At 36.9% G+C, this 15919-nt stretch carries 8 protein-coding genes and 3 pseudogenes; 7 read left to right on the top strand and 4 right to left on the bottom strand.

Going from position 1 to position 15919, the window contains the following annotated elements; all coding sequences use genetic code 11:
- Positions 1–117: 117 nt before the first annotated feature.
- Positions 118–2761 (top strand): annotated as a pseudogene (locus tag AU387_RS04900) (glucosaminidase domain-containing protein).
- Between the two features lie 109 nt (positions 2762–2870).
- Here the strand turns inward: AU387_RS04900 and AU387_RS04895 are convergent.
- The 3 genes from AU387_RS04895 to AU387_RS04885 all read right to left on the bottom strand — a co-directional run bounded on the left by AU387_RS04895 (position 2871) and on the right by AU387_RS04885 (position 6268).
- Entirely contained in the window at positions 2871–4193 is a 1323-nt protein-coding gene (locus AU387_RS04895) for a phage baseplate protein (protein WP_059335071.1), read from the bottom strand.
- Positions 4194–4322: 129 nt separating this feature from the next.
- Positions 4323–5465, bottom strand: coding sequence for a CDP-glycerol glycerophosphotransferase family protein (locus AU387_RS04890; RefSeq protein WP_059335069.1), 1143 nt, complete (start codon positions 5463–5465; stop codon positions 4323–4325).
- Positions 5466–5497: 32 nt separating this feature from the next.
- Positions 5498–6268: a WecB/TagA/CpsF family glycosyltransferase gene (locus AU387_RS04885; protein ID WP_059335067.1), complete on the bottom strand. Its 771-nt coding sequence runs from the start codon at positions 6266–6268 to the stop codon at positions 5498–5500.
- 418 nt (positions 6269–6686) lie between these two features.
- Between AU387_RS04885 and tagD the strand changes: the two genes are divergently transcribed.
- The 5 genes from tagD (at position 6687) to tagH (ending at position 14102) form a co-directional block, all read left to right on the top strand.
- A complete protein-coding gene (gene tagD, locus AU387_RS04880; protein ID WP_010332101.1) occupies positions 6687–7076 on the top strand; it encodes a glycerol-3-phosphate cytidylyltransferase in 390 nt (129 codons plus the stop codon).
- Between the two features lie 157 nt (positions 7077–7233).
- Complete coding sequence (locus AU387_RS04875) at positions 7234–9255, top strand: alpha-glucosyltransferase N-terminal domain-containing protein (RefSeq protein ID WP_059335065.1); 2022 nt, start codon at positions 7234–7236, stop codon at positions 9253–9255.
- A 90-nt stretch (positions 9256–9345) separates the two neighbouring features.
- On the top strand, positions 9346–11505 hold the full coding sequence (tagF, locus tag AU387_RS04870) for a teichoic acid poly(glycerol phosphate) polymerase (RefSeq protein ID WP_059335064.1): 2160 nt from the start codon (positions 9346–9348) through the stop codon (positions 11503–11505).
- A 166-nt stretch (positions 11506–11671) separates the two neighbouring features.
- Positions 11672–12499, top strand: coding sequence for a teichoic acids export ABC transporter permease subunit TagG (gene tagG / locus AU387_RS04865; protein WP_044159528.1), 828 nt, complete (start codon positions 11672–11674; stop codon positions 12497–12499).
- A 19-nt stretch (positions 12500–12518) separates the two neighbouring features.
- Complete coding sequence (gene tagH / locus AU387_RS04860) at positions 12519–14102, top strand: teichoic acids export ABC transporter ATP-binding subunit TagH (RefSeq protein ID WP_059335062.1); 1584 nt, start codon at positions 12519–12521, stop codon at positions 14100–14102.
- 40 nt (positions 14103–14142) lie between these two features.
- Here tagH and AU387_RS04855 read toward each other — a convergent pair.
- Positions 14143–14694, bottom strand: a pseudogene (locus AU387_RS04855) (sugar phosphate nucleotidyltransferase); the annotation flags it as partial.
- A 519-nt stretch (positions 14695–15213) separates the two neighbouring features.
- On the opposite strand from AU387_RS04855, the pseudogene AU387_RS21015 reads away from it, so the two are divergent.
- Positions 15214–15571, top strand: a pseudogene (locus tag AU387_RS21015) (adenylyltransferase/cytidyltransferase family protein).
- The last annotated feature ends 348 nt before the right edge of the window (positions 15572–15919 follow it).

The raw sequence follows: 15919 nt of genomic DNA, 5'->3' as shown, positions 1-15919 counted from the left end.
TAGAGATTAAGTTTTTTATTTTTCAAAAATGGAATGGATTGACCTATAAATAGAGCATACGCGTGCCGATAAATAAACTAGTTTTATATACTCATTGAATAAGAAAGAGGAGAAGGAATGAAAAAGAGATTAATCGCACCGATGCTTCTGTCCGCCGCGTCCCTTGCCTTTTTTACCATAACCGGCTCTGCACAGGCTGCAGCGTATACGGACTACTCGATTTATAAGGTGGAGCCGGCAAAAACATTCAGCACAGAAAGCCAAGCCTCTCAGGCCGCCGCCAAATTGGAAAAAGACACAGGCTGGGATGCCTCCTATCAGGCTTCAGGCACAACAGCAACCTACCAAATTACCGCTACAGGCATACATAGCGAAGCACAAGCTAAAACCGTGCTGAGCGGACTGACAAAACAGACAGCCATTACAGGCACATCCAGTCCAGTCGGCAGCAAACAGCCGTATATGACCATCACATCCGGCGCAATATCAAGTGAAAAACAGGCCAACACCCTGCTGGCCAAGCTTAAGCAGGAAACAGGGGTATCCGGCGCTGTGAAGATGTCCGGCACAGCCCAGTTTTACATGAACGTGGTTACCTCGGAAATAGCAGAAAAGACGAAGGTCAAGGAGCTTATCCAAGGCCTGACAAAGAAAACGGGGATAAAAAGCACGTACCAGCCTGTTACACATGAAGTGTCTGTAACAAGCATTCAATCAGGCGCTATTATCGGAGACAGCAAGGCTGCCCAAGTCAAAAACGCATTCCAAAAAGAATCAGGACTGAAGGCATCATTAAAAGAAACAGCGAAAGGCCAAGCCTATTACACGTTTACAACAGCCTCTATATCAGGTGAAGCAAACGCCAAGACTTTGTTACAGCAGCTGAAACAAAGTACCGGAATTACGGGAAGCTACAAGTCAATCAATCAAAAAACAACAGCAGACGTATACAATGTCCAATCGGCTTATTTCAAAGGGCTGAATACAGTGAAGGATGCCATCAGCCAAATCAAGAAAAACACTGGGGTGTCCGGATATTATCAAAAGGTCGGCAGAAGCACATCATATACGGTAAACATGAAGAATTTGACAAAACAGCAGCTTCAAAAGGTCGACGCATTCTTCAAAAAGAAAAAATGGCATTACACGTCATCTGCCGTGAAAAAAACGGCAACGTCATCTGCCTATCAAATTACGACTGCACAGATTTTAGGTGAGCAGCAGGCCAACAAAGCTGCGGCCTTCTTCACACAGAAAAAAGTAAAGGCAACGAAAAAAGCGAATGGAAAAAAAGCCGAAAACCAATATCAGCTCATTTCTGAAGAAACAACAGACCAAGCAAAAGTTACAAAAGGTTTGAACGTTTTAAAGAAAAATAAGCTAAGTGCTGCAGCAAAAACAGTAAAAAAACAAACTGCCAACACGTTTAAAATTACAACTGAATCTCTGCTGGAAGCGGCTAAAGTCAATGAAGCCATCACGTTCTTTAAATCGAATCAGATTTCAGCCGCAAGCAAAAAAAACGGGTCAGACAGCAGGAAGTAAATATCAAATCACCACTGAGGCGATCATTAGCCAAGAGGACATCGATCGTGTACTTGCTTTTTTCAAAAAAAATAACGCCTCTGGCACAGCTGTGAAAACAGGCGCGACAGCATATACACAATACAAAATCCTGACATCTCAGCTCAGCAGCAAAACAGCATTAAACAATGGACTGAACTATTTTAAAGCTCTACAGTTAAGCGCGAACTACACGACCAAAAGCAACACGCTTTATAAAATTAGCCTTAACGAGCAATTCACAGGCAATAGCGCAGCTTCAGCGGGATCAGCGAAGCTGAAACAATTATATGGATGGACATCATCCACTGTAAAAATAAAGAACGGTCCGCAAATCATGAAAACGAATTATAATCTCTCGCTTCGTGATATGGTTCAAAAACAAATGAAAGTCAGCCCGCAAACCGACGGTGCAGCTTACGTATCACTCACGTATATCAATACAGCAACCTCAACGGTTACAGCTGATGTACTCAACATCCGGTCAACGCCGGCAGTCAGTCCGACGAACGTCATCGGCCAATTAAAAAAAGGCGATAAAGTGAAAATCATCGGCCAGACAAACGGGTGGGCTAAAATCAATATGGGGTGGAGAAACGCTAGCAGCGATGAAGTAGGACAATACGTTGACCCGAACAACTTTTCCAAGGACAGCAAATACTACTTCCAATTTCTTAAGCTGTCACAGACAGCCGGCCTCAGCGTTGCCGAAGTCAATCAGAAAGTGCTTGCGGGCAAAGGCATACTGACAGGGAAAGCAAAGGCATTTATCGATGCCGCAACTAAGTACAGCATCAACGAGCTATATTTAATCTCACACGCTCTCCTTGAAACAGGCAACGGAACATCCGATTTGGCCAATGGTTTAACCTATAACGGAAGAACCGTTTATAACATGTACGGAATCGGCGCATACGATAGCAACCCGAACTACTACGGTGCCAAATACGCATACGAGCAAGGCTGGTTCACACCAGAAGCCGCCATTATCGGGGGCGCCAAGTTCATAGGCTCATCCTACATTCATAACACAGCCTACAATCAAGACACGCTATACAAGATGAGATGGTCAGCCACAGCTGCACACCAATACGCAACAGATATCGGCTGGGCGTACAAACAAGTAAACCGCATGTATAGCCTGTATTCATTACTGGATGGGTACACACTGTATTATGATGTTCCGGAGTATCAATAAATAGCAACTGAAAAACTTATGAATCGGTATGCAATCTCTATTTGTTATCTTTTTATTTTTTCTAAAATAGGCTGAAGCTCTGTATGTATGCTTCAGCCTATTTTTAATTTCATACTTCAATCTTGTCAGCAACAATCATAAATACGCTCATTCTTGAACCATTTGGAATGGCAGCATCATCAGGTCTAATTTTTGTGTTTCCTTTGATAAAACCTATCTCAAGAACATTTGATTTTTCACCGCCGGCAAAATACCAAGACCCCATGCGGATATCCTTCTGTTTTAAACGAAAATCTCCCTCTATTGCTTGATGGAGTAAACTGATATAGCGTTCATTTAAATTAACTTGGAGGTTTCCCTCTGTATTGATAGTAATATTTTGGACTACATTTGATGTGTATGATGGTAAATAACCTGAAGCTGGAACCACCCATTTTTTATTTTGGGCATTATATTCTAATATGAATGTTTGAATAAAAGGTTGGAATCTCTCTGGTGATTTTTCTTGATGACCGACCGTTTTTAATAAAGGAGTCCGAATGATAGGTACGTGATTCATAAAATTTTCATAAGAGTGGTACGCATAAATTCTGCTTATTCTACTGCCTTCCTTACCGCTGGTGATTCCTACCATCAGAGATTTTGCTCCAGTTTCGGGAGCAGTGTACATGCAAATCCCTTCAGGTTCACGGAAATTATTTTCATATCGATAAGAAAGGTCACTGCCAACAGTAATTTCTTTCTGTAACAAAATCTTACCGGAAGTATCGAACACAGTAATGAGGTTGGGATACGTTTTGCTGTTAGTATCTCCTGTATACCAATATAAATAGCCGTCATCTAAAAAGAACCCTTGTAAGTAATGAAGTTCTTCAGGAATGTTTATCGTATATAGAGGGTTATTTTTATTTGCTATTGCATCGTCCAGGTTAAAGACTGTAACCCATTGTTTATTATTGACTGTGTCATATTGTCTGAGCGCCAGCTGTCTATTTTTCATATCAAGTGCAGGTGTAACCCTATGATTTAAAGGGAGATTAGAGAAGCGCTGAAGTTCCTTGGAATTTTCGTCTAAAGTAGCACCAGCTTTATATGGAAAACAAACTAAATCACTTTTATCTGTTTCATTCGGTCTATCGTATAGTGACCAGATATAAATGGTGCCGTTTCGGTTTTCAATCCCGATATTTGTACCGTGTCCTCCATGTTTCAATAGCATGCTGTCTAATTGCAATCCCTCAAAAGAAAGACGGGTTATCCGAAAGCTTTGAGGGCTTCCGCCTCCCATCCCGGTTGCCACTTGTGTCGTATAAATTTGATGATTTTTTTCGTCGAAATTAAATGATTGAAGGACCGTTTTGTCAGCAACACGAAGTTCAGTAAATAATTTAGGAGTTATTTTTGTGAAATTAAACAGTTCTTTTTGGGCCATATGTTCATCACCTCTATCAATTTTTGCTGCCACCAGAAGCAACTATTTATATTAAAGCAAACACATGTTCGGAAGTCAAGATAAAAAAGAACACTTGTTCTGTTTTTGAACAAGTGTTAAACAAATGTATTATATTTGATCTTTTATAAATTGTAATAGGTTCTTACTGGAGTTTCCTCTAGAATACATATTCCACTTTGCTGAAAAATCTTTAATTGCGGGAATATTAAAGGAAGCTCTGAGGATTTCATTCAGCAATGACTGACTGTCATAACAGGCTCTTCCCGGTATGACTGAAAGATAATTATCAATCAACCCACGTTCTTCATTATATTTCTTAAAATCATATGTGTAGAAAAGAATCGGCTTATTTAAAATAGAATATTCAAATGGAACGGAAGAGTAGTCAGTGATTAATATGTCTGCCGTTATGAGCAAATCATACAAAGAGTAATCTGAAACATTTTTAATATAATGACTAGAAGAGGTAAAGGCTATATTGTTTTGAACTGCGGGATGCAGTTTAACGTATAAAACATATTCTCCGTTTAACTGATGAATGAGTTGCTCTTCGGTTAAAGGCAATTGTATTGCGTTCATATCATAATCTCTAAAAGTCGGTGCGTAGAGAATGATTTTCTTTTTGTTTTTTTGAAAATCAGCATTCTTCTTTTTGCTATCAGTGTAATATGGATCAGTTAAAGGCACACCTGTTCTTAATAATTGATGATCCTTTACTCCAAAAGATTTCTTAAAGATATCTGCCATTTCTTCAGAGCCAACGGTTATATAATCAAAAGACCTGTATACCTTTTTGAACCTTTTCAAATCAATTTGTGTTCGTTGCAGATTTGTTATATCCTCTAAACCAAATTTTTTTAAAGAGCCGTTTGCGTGCCAGACTTGGATACACTTGGTTTGAGGCCGTTTATTTAGCACGCTTGTTAACAAGAAGTAATTATCTGTAAGAACGACTTTACTGCTAAACATGAGATAAACGGCTCTAAAAAGATGAATAGGACTTTTTTCTTTTAAAGAATATGCTTGGATCTGAGAAAATCGCTCAGCTATAGAGGATGCCTGCTGTGTATATAAAATGCTTAATGTGAATGGGTACTGTTTTTGTTCATATTCCTCCAAGATTGCTTTTGCGTTTGCTTCAAACGAGATAAGAAGTGTTACATTATTCCTTGGTTTAACCCATTGCAGAAAAAAGGCGATTGCTGATAACAAATACAGATAGCAATTCGCCAATAATGATCTTATTTTCATTTTTATCAATCCACTTGTTTATATATTTTCGTTTATAACTGTTTTGTATGATCTTTTTCAGGTTTCGGATAAAAAGTCTTTCCGGTTTTTTCTTCCTTTAAAACAGCTAAAGCGTATTTTGGAATGCTGAGCATTCTTTTCCAGCGCCATGGATTTGTCACTAAACGATAAAGCCATTCCAAATTTAAACGAATCATCCAGGAAGGAGCCCGTTTGACATTGCCGCTAAACACATCAAAGCTTCCGCCGAGTCCTATTGAAACAGCCTGAGGGAATAAATGTCTGTAGTTATGAATGAAATTTTCCTGATGAGGGTATCCTAATGCTACGAATACCATATCTGGCTTTGCATTTGCAATTTGTTTTGCTACTTTGGCTCTGTCTTGGACATATCCATCTGAATAGCCCGTGATTTGTATATTTGGATATTCAGAAGAAATTTTGGATACGACATTCTCTATAACATTTTTCTTCGCACCGTATAGAAATATACGTTTTTTCTTTTTGTTAGCAATGCCGAGCAACTCTTTAAACACGTCGAATCCTGCGATTCGGGAGTGAAGTCTGCTGTTAGTCAATCGGGACATCATGACTACTCCAATGCCATCAGGCAAAATAAAGTTTGAAGAGGACAATACATTAAAGTAATCTCTATCTTTAATAGCCGCATATCCTATTTCGGGATTTACCGTAGAAATAAATGCCCCGATTTCCTGATCAATATAATGTTGTTCAAGGTGGTTCATGAAGGATGTGAGGTCGCTGTTTACATAAGAAATATAATGAATAGTTTCAGTTTGCATGTCCGGATCCTCCTTCCCTTAATAAAATCTACTTATATAGCTAAAATCCCAAGAGATAAAAAAAACAAAATAACCTACCGTATATTTTAACATAAAACCCGAACAATCGCTTAACATTATCTTTACATTAAATTTAAATATGTTTCCATTTTTACAATTGGATGAACAAATGAACGATAATCCTTGCTACCAAGGGAGTTTTAGTTCGTTTACATATTTTGGATTGTTTTTCTCTGCATGAGCACTTAACCTTTTGTGGGCTGTATGCTATAATTAGTGATCAGTGAAGACATACGAGAAATATGTCGATATAAGGAATGTAAACAAAATAGTTGCCCAGGGTATTTAGAATTCAATCGCTAACGACGGTAGTGTTTTTAATATTGTTTTTTAACATTAGGAAGGAGAGTTTCTCTAAATGAAGAAAGTCATCACTTACGGAACTTTTGATTTATTGCATTGGGGTCATATTAAATTGCTTGAACGTGCAAAGCAACTTGGTGATTATTTAGTTGTTGCTATTTCAACGGATGAATTTAACTTACAAAAGCAAAAAAAGGCTTATCATAGCTACGAGCACCGTAAATTAATTTTAGAAACTATTCGGTATGTTGATGAAGTGATTCCTGAAAAAAGCTGGGAACAAAAAAAGCAGGATATTATTGATCATAATATAGATGTTTTTGTTATGGGGGATGACTGGGAAGGTAAATTCGACTTCCTTAAAGATCAGTGTGAGGTTATCTACCTTCCTCGAACTGAAGGCATCTCTACAACAAAGATTAAAGAGGAAATTGCTGGTATATAATTTGGGGTCCTGATATCATTGGCTTAATATCTAAAAAAGTACTTCTTATTGAAATAAGAAGTACTTTTTGATGCTTACATTGATTTTTATACAAATGTATCCGGGAAAGATATCAATTTCAATGACCATACATTCTAGGAGCCGAAGGGAGTAAGAAATGTCTTTACATGCGGTGAGTGAATTTAATATAAAACAAAAAATACCTGACATGAATTATTATTTTATTTCTGGCGGCCTGCCGAGTAATTACGGAGGTCTGACAAAGTCACTGTTATTGCGCTCAAAATTATTTGGAGAAGAATGTAACAGAAAAACATTTTTTTTAACGTTTCGCTTTGATCTTGAATTGGCTTCTAAAAAGCAGGATTTGTATAAAAACGGTAAGATCGATGAAAAATATACTAGCGTTATAAATCTGTATGATGATTTCTTAAGTGTGAAAACAAATGGGAAAAGATCATATGAGGAAAAATTAGGGCTGGAACAGATAAAAAAACAAGTAGGTATGGGGAAATTCGCCAAAACTGTATCGAGGCTATTTGGCAAAAGAAACAGTGAAATTTCTGTAACTTATTATGCTGACGGTAAGACAATCCGTTATGTTGATTATTGGAATGACAAAAGTCAGCTTATAAAGCGAGAAGAATATACAAAAAACGGCGGTCTAGCACTTGTTACTCATTATGATGAGCAATTAAATAATATGTTTTTGCAGGAATATGTCAATAATAAAAATCAAGTTTATTTAGACAAGCACTATGTATGGAACAGTGAAGAGAAGGATATTCAATTCTCACATTTCACTTGGTATTCTTTAGAGGGCGAGAAAAAAGTTAAAGACGAATCGGAACTGCGTCAATTTTGGATAGATTATTTACAAAATGAAAACGATGTACCGAAGCTGTTCCTAGTTGATAGCCGGCCTCAGGATAAGCATGTTTTCAAAGTGAAGAAATCACCTTCTGCTTATTATGGAGCTATCATTCATAATAAACATTACGGCAATCATAAATACCAAATTAAAGGCCGTTACAAAGAGGTATTCAGTCAAATGTATAATCTGGATGCCATCTTTTTTATAACTGAAGAGCAAATAGACGATTTCAGATTAATCTCAGGAGATCAAGAGACGTTTTTCTTTACTCCGCATACAATTGATAAGCCGCTTAATCCTAATGTATTGAATGTGCCGAGTGAAAAATACAAAGCTGTCATTATTTCAAGACTCGCATCAATGAAGAATCTAACACATGCAGTAAAAGCTTTTAGCTTAGTAGTGAAAGAAATTCCCGAAGCTAAACTAGATATATTCGGATCTGGTGAAGATTTTGAAAAAATAAAAAAAGAGATTGAAGAGCATAAACTTCAGAATAACGTCTTTTTGAAAGGTTATACAAATAATCCGGACTTGGAGTTTCAGAAAGCGTGGCTTACGATATCAACCTCCCACTTTGAAGGATTCGGTCTCTCAAATATGGAGGCGCTAAGCAATGGGTGTCCTGTTGTAACGTATGATTATGATTATGGAGCAAGGAGTCTTGTAACTGACGGTGTCAATGGATATGTCATTGAGCAGTATAATATAGAAAAACTGGCTGAGGGCATCATCGCTTTAATGAGAGATGAAAAAACTCATCAGGAATTCTCAGAACAAGCTTTTAAAATGGCTGAGAAATATTCAAGATCCAACTATATTGGAAATTGGGGTTATGCATTGAACCGAATGATTGAGGTTCGTGAAGAAAAAGCAATGCTCTTTAAAAAGATAGGGAAAAAAGAGCTGCCAATCAGTTCATATACTAAGGATCAGGATAAGGTTGAACTTGAACTTGACCCTCACACTCAGGAAGACTTAGTTAAACAAATAAGCTTAGTGGGCTTGGACAGAAAGAACAAGGCTGAGATTATTAATATTCCCTTACTAAATGACAGTCATTTTAGAATTGACCTGAAAAAAAATATTAATATTGAAAAAATAGCAGCTAACAAAACTCAGGTCATTGATTTTTATATTCGTTTTATTGGAACTAATCATATAAAAATCATGCGCAGGGTTTCGAGTGAAGAAATAAAGTTTGACAGGAATCATGTGATGACGGATCTTGGTTATTGCATAGAACCCTATACAACAGTAAAAGGTAATTTCTCTTGGAAATTAACGGAGCTGAAAGAAGGTTAATACCCTTAAAGGATGCAGTGCTGTTATTGTGAACCTTATATAAGGAAGCAGTAAGGTAAGAGCTTTTATACAGAGGAGCAGACAATAGTAATGAGTGAAAATACTGTGATTAAATGTATTTTGAAAAGCTTGAAAAACAGATTAGGTAAACTGGAATTGTCGATTGTTATTGATACTGAACAACAACTTTTAGAGAATCAAGAATTATTTTTAAAGTTAAAAGAGAGACGTTCAGGTACAGAAGCTGAATTTATGCTTCAAAATACTGATTTATTGGAGTACAAAGCAGATATTGATGTTCATCTTTTGCCTATGCCGCTTGAAATGGGCCAAACGTATGACTTTTATGTAGTATTTGGCGAAAAAAACGAAGATACAGAGCCGCAAGAAAAGCGTCTTTCTGCTGAAGTAGATACGGTTGAGCTTGCATTTCATATTGATCAAACAACCGAACTTTTAGTTTTACCATATAAAACTGATAAAGGCAATTTTTCAGTAAAGGTAAAAAGGGAAGCCAAAATTGTAAGGTTTGACGACATAGGGATTAATTCTGAAGAAATTACCCTAAAGGGTTATGCGGGTTATCTGAGTTCTGAAAATCAATATCAAATAAAAGACATGAATCTTATCATGAAAAAGGGCGGAGAAACGCCGGTTGAGGAAAAGTTTCCATTGCAGCTTGAAAGAAAAATGCAAGGGATTGACCAAATCAGAGAAGACGGTTTTATGCCGCAATTATATCATTTTGAAGTGAAAGTTCCTTTAAAAGAAATTCCTTTCTCCATCGAAAAACGTTTTGTTTACCGTTTATTTATGGAGTATGTATGTACTGATGAAGAAAAAACGGAAAATGTGTTTAACAGCACTGCTTTGGTTTTAGGGGACCGGAAAAATAAACTAAAAGGTTTAGTGACCGTTGTGAAATCGGAAAACGGGCCGATTCGTTATGAGATTTTCAAGAAGAAAAAGAAACAAACTGTATGCATCAGAGTCAACGACTATAGCATGAACACAAGGATTAAGTACTTTGTTAAAGGCAAAAAGAAACGGTTTGTATCAAAAATCAAAAAACTAACAAAGTTGAGAAACAGGTTCATCACTAAAACTTACAAATCACTATTTATGATGGCCAGCAAGATGCCCGTTAAACGAAAAACAATTATTTTTGAAAGTTTTAACGGAAAACAATACAGTTGTAGTCCGAGAGCAATTTATGAATATATGCGGGAAAACCATCCTGAGTACAAAATGTACTGGAGTGTAAACAAACAATATTCAGCTCCATTTGATGAAAAGAAAATTCCTTATATCAACCGACTTTCGATAAAATGGCTTTTTGCTATGGCGAGGGCGGAGTACTGGATTGTTAACAGCAGGCTTCCATTATGGATTCCAAAACCTGAACACACGACATATGTACAAACATGGCATGGAACGCCGTTGAAAAGATTGGCAATGGATATGGAAGAAGTGCATATGCCTGGAACAAATACAAAGAAATATAAGAGGAATTTTATAAGGGAAGCTTCTAATTGGGACTATTTAGTTTCCCCTAATGCATATTCATCTGAAATTTTTGCCCGGGCATTTCAGTTTAACAAAACGATGATTGAGTCTGGTTATCCAAGAAATGATTTCCTTCATAATGATAATAATGAAGAAACAATATCAGCGATTAAAAGCAGATTGGACATTCCAAGTGATAAAAAAGTAATTTTATATGCCCCTACATGGAGAGATGATCAATTCTATGCAAAAGGACGCTATAAATTTGACCTTGATTTAGATTTGAATCAGCTAAGACAAGAACTAGGAAATGAATATATCGTTATTTTAAGAATGCATTATCTTGTAGCTGAGAATTTTGATTTGGGGCCTTATGAAGGTTTTGCGTTTGATTTTTCTGCTTATGAGGATATTCGTGAATTGTATATGATTTCTGATTTGCTAATTACTGATTATTCTTCTGTATTCTTTGATTATGCAAATTTAAAACGGCCAATGCTTTTCTTTGTACCTGATATTGAAACTTATCGTGATAAGCTGAGAGGTTTCTACTTTGATTTTGAAAAGGATGCACCGGGTCCATTAGTGAAAACAACTGAAGAAACCATTGAGGCTATTAAGGAAATTGCATCACCTGATTACGAATTACCAATTTCATTCGGACCTTTCTATGATAAGTTCTGTTACTTAGAATCAGGACGTTCATCTGAAAAAGTAGTAAATACTGTATTTAGAGCAGAGTAAATACTGGTATTTTTTAAGATCTGAAAGCTGTCGAAGTCTCGGCAGCTTTTTGACACTTATTGAGAAGTGAAAAAAAATGCAGGATCTGTTACAATTATCAGCGGTGCTTTCAATTTCTTAAACAGAAAGATTTCCAAAAATCAACTAAGTCTAAGGAAGATAAAAAATGAATGATTTATTGCGAATACTGAGAGAGCAAATAACGTCATTTCCTTTAATTTTAAGATTGGCGGCTTATGAAACGAAATCTAAATATCAAATGAATTACTTGGGTGTTCTTTGGCAGTTTTTAAACCCGCTTATCCAAATGCTTGCCTACTGGTTTGTATTTGGCATGGGAATTAGAAAAGGGGGGCCTGTTGCGACCGCAGCCGGTGAAGTGCCTTTCATTGTTTGGATGCTGGCAGGATTAATTCCCTGGTTTTTCATCAGTCCAACTATACTAGATGGCTCAAATAGTGTATTTAAGCGGATTAAGATGGTAGCTAAAATGAATTTTCCGATTAGTTCTCTGCCTTCAGTCGCCATTGCTTCCAACTTATTTAGCTATTTTATTATGATGGTGGTTTTTATCATTGTACTGTTAGTTAACGGAATATATCCAAGTTTGCATTGGTTACAATATATTTACTACTTTATTTGCTTGATTGCCTTTATGTTTTCTTTTAGTTTGTTTAATTCAACAATCAGCGTGCTGGTAAGGGATTATCAGTTTTTACTTCAAGCTGTAACAAGGCTTTTGTTTTTCTTGTTACCAATTTTTTGGGATATTAATTCGAAACTCGGTCAGAATCATCCCGAATTATTACCTGTTTTGAAGCTGAATCCGCTTTTCTATATTATTGAGGGTTTCCGGAACAGCTTCTTAGACGGCCAATGGTTCTTCCAAGACATAAAATACACGCTGTATTTCTGGTTGTTCACTTTTCTTTTATTAACAGTAGGTTCTATCTTGCACATGAAATTCAGAGACAAGTTTGTTGACTTTCTTTAATACGTAAGGAGATTGTACGATGAAACTAAAAGTTTCGTTTCGAAATGTTTCAAAGCAGTATCATTTGTATAAAAAACAATCGGACAAGATTAAAGGATTGTTTTTTCCGGCTAAGGATAATGGTTTTTTTGCTGTGCGGAATGTCTCCTTTGACGTGTATGAGGGAGAAACAATCGGCTTTGTAGGGATAAACGGGTCGGGGAAATCGACCATGTCTAACCTGCTGGCTAAAATTATTCCGCCGACCAGCGGTGAAATTGAAATGAACGGCCAGCCGTCGCTGATTGCGATTGCGGCCGGTTTAAATAATCAATTAACGGGCCGGGACAACGTCCGGCTCAAGTGTTTGATGATGGGTCTAACAAACAAAGAAATTGATGACATGTATGACAGTATCGTTGAATTTGCGGAGATTGGCGATTTTATTAATCAGCCGGTTAAAAACTATTCCAGCGGGATGAAATCGCGTCTCGGTTTCGCGATTTCCGTTCATATTGATCCGGATATTTTAATTATTGATGAAGCGCTCTCCGTAGGAGACCAAACGTTTTACCAGAAATGTGTAGACAGAATTAATGAGTTTAAAAAACAAGGCAAAACCATTTTCTTTGTCAGCCATTCCATCGGCCAGATTGAGAAAATGTGTGACCGCGTTGCTTGGATGCATTACGGCGAACTTCGGATGTTTGATGATACAAAAACCGTTGTGAAAGAGTACAAAGCATTTATTGACTGGTTTAATAAGCTCTCGAAAAAAGAAAAAGAAACATATAAAAAAGAGCAGACGGAAGAGCGCAAGAAAGAAGATCCTGAAGCTTTTGCCCGTTTCCGCAAAAAGAAGAAAAAGCCAAAATCACTGGCCAACGCAGTACAAATTGCGATTTTATCTATCTTGTTAGTTTTTGTTGCGGGCACGATGTTCTTTGATGCCCCGCTTCGAACGATTGCCTCGTTTGGCGCAATTCCGCAGAATGAAGTCAAGAATCATCATAGCGATGCAAAGGGCAAGATGGAGGAAAGCCTAACTGCAATGAATAAAAAAGGCTTTATAGCTGATGAAGAAGTGACAGTCTATAAAGACCTAGATCTGAAAAAGAAGGCCGGTGTTACACTGCCTTTTGGTACTGCAGTGACGGTAAGCGCAAAAGGCAAACAAGCAGCAAAGGTTAAGTTTCACGGACATTCTTATTTTGTGAAGCAGAATGCTGTTGCGACTGATGTGAAGAAGGCGGAATTGCCGGCTTCTGCTTTTACACCCCATGTCCAGCAAAACGCAGCAGCTTCCTATGAATACTTCCTAAAGTTCCTCGGAGACAGCAGTGACGGTATTCAATCGAAACTGAACGGCTTTACAGAAGGAGAAACAGCTGACGGCAGAAAGACTTTGGATTTTGATTATGAAAAGATCAGCTATGTATTGGAAGATAATAAAGCTTCACAGCTTATCTTTCACAACATTTCTCCCGTTACTCCAGCGTCATTATCATTAAGTGATGGAGATGTATTGTATGACAGCAGCAAGAATCGTTTTCTTGTGAATACAGCAAATCAGATCTTTGCAGTTGATAATGAAGAGCATACGCTGACCTTGATGTCGAAATAATAAAAAGGCTATTGGATGGATGTCCAATAGCCTTTTATGTTTAGATTTCTTCTTTGTTTAATAAGTTTTCCATGAATGGAACGAGCTGTCCGCGGAGTTCTTTATCTTGCATCGCAAATTCAAGAGTTGGTGTGATAAAACCAAGCTTTTCACCAACATCATAGCGTTTGCCTTCAAAATCGTAAGCAAACACTCAATATCATTCAGCTTTTGGATGGCGTCTGTCAGCTGAATTTCTCCACCTGCGCCAACCTGCTGCTCCTCTAAGTACATGATGATCTCAGGTGTGAATACGTAACGGCCTAAGATGGCAAGGTTAGAAGGTGCTGTGCCTTTTGGCGGTTTCTCAACGAAGTTTATCACCTGGTAACGGCGGCCTTCACTTGTTTTCACCCATTAATTATCGCAATCCTAGTGTTTCTACCTGAACAATATCGTTTCCAAGCAAGCAAACGGCTCATATCGGATAAAGTTGCACGAGCACCAGACAGTGCGTCCGAGTCCTTTAGTCTCCTTCAATCGGATATTAGTGACTGTCAGCCAGATTAGAAGCATTTTTCACTTTTTCAAGAAGTTCGGTTTTTCCTTTATCTAATTGATGAATGGGTTTCCTTTTGTATTGTATCAACCCTCCTTTTCATCTAGATGTCTATAAAAAACACGTCTCATTCGTATAGTTTGATTAAAGTCTCTTTGCCTGAAGACATTTTACTCACAAAAATTTTTTGGGACTTTTAACATTCACATTACAATTCCTTCACGTTTTGACGATGAATTAATATGAGGAGGGCTTACAAAATAAACGATGCAGCAGAAAGAGAATCGTTTTACTCAAAAATGCGACAAAAGAATCGATTATTCCCAAAAAGAAAACTTGTTATAATGAGTATGAATGAGACATTAGGCCTGAAAAATTTATACATAACGTAGATACCAAAAAATGCTGATGATTGACATTTTTAAAGAGCCTTAACTTTTATAGGAACTTATGCTATTATTGTTCATTATTAATGGTTCGTAAGAAATATGTCAAAATGATAAAAAATCTGTTAGGTTTTTGGTTTTTTTCTGGTACTCTCAGTTGAAAACGGTTGGAAGGTGATGTTATCTAATGAAGGAAGTGATAACGTACGAATATTAGATTTATTTCACTACGGACATATGAAGTTGCTGGGAAGAGGGAAAAATCAGGGTGATTTCTTAATCGTAGGATTGTTTACAGATTGAATTCAATCTGCAAAAACAAAAAAATTATACTATTCTTATGAACATGGGAAATTCATTTTGGAAACAATCGATTTTGTTAATGAAGTCATTCCCGAAAAAAAACTGGGAACAAAAAATATCTGATATTAAAAAGTACAATATAGATACATTCGTCATCGGTGATGAATGGAAAGGGAAATTTGTTTTTAAAAACAGAAGGCATCTCAACTATCCAAAGCAAAAAAGACATGGCTAGTTTATAGATGCACTAATTAAAAGAGGCTTGAAAAATAAATTCAGTTGCTTCTTTTTTTCTTGTTTGCGCAAATATAAATCTTCACTCTTTAAGGAGTTAATGACGAAATCTTTTATTATAACCAAATGCAGAAGTTTAATAGTTAGGACTTATTCAGTTCTGTTTAAGATATTTGCTCTTCTGCCGAGAGAAACAATAAATTAATTTTATTTGAAAGCTATTCTTGGAAAACAGTTTAGCTACAATCCCCGAGCAATTTAAGACGGAACCACAACTGAAAAGTATAAACAGAATTTTGTGCAGGAAGCCAGCAAATGGAATTATTTAATTTCCCCAAATCATACTCCACTGAGAT

The organism is Bacillus halotolerans, from assembly GCF_001517105.1.
In the GTDB taxonomy this organism is placed as follows: Bacteria; Bacillota; Bacilli; order Bacillales; family Bacillaceae; genus Bacillus; species Bacillus halotolerans.
This window is presented reverse-complemented; position numbering and strand designations above follow the sequence as displayed.

Excerpts from the sequence above, each read along its gene's own strand:
- AU387_RS04895 (WP_059335071.1), bottom strand. The coding sequence starts at position 4,193 with ATGGCCCAAAAAGAACTGTTTAATTTCACAAAAATAACTCCTAAATTA.
- AU387_RS04890 (WP_059335069.1), bottom strand. The coding sequence starts at position 5,465 with ATGAAAATAAGATCATTATTGGCGAATTGCTATCTGTATTTGTTATCA.
- AU387_RS04885 (WP_059335067.1), bottom strand. The coding sequence starts at position 6,268 with ATGCAAACTGAAACTATTCATTATATTTCTTATGTAAACAGCGACCTC.
- tagD (WP_010332101.1), top strand. The coding sequence starts at position 6,687 with ATGAAGAAAGTCATCACTTACGGAACTTTTGATTTATTGCATTGGGGT.
- AU387_RS04875 (WP_059335065.1), top strand. The coding sequence starts at position 7,234 with ATGTCTTTACATGCGGTGAGTGAATTTAATATAAAACAAAAAATACCT.
- tagF (WP_059335064.1), top strand. The coding sequence starts at position 9,346 with ATGAGTGAAAATACTGTGATTAAATGTATTTTGAAAAGCTTGAAAAAC.
- tagG (WP_044159528.1), top strand. The coding sequence starts at position 11,672 with ATGAATGATTTATTGCGAATACTGAGAGAGCAAATAACGTCATTTCCT.
- tagH (WP_059335062.1), top strand. The coding sequence starts at position 12,519 with ATGAAACTAAAAGTTTCGTTTCGAAATGTTTCAAAGCAGTATCATTTG.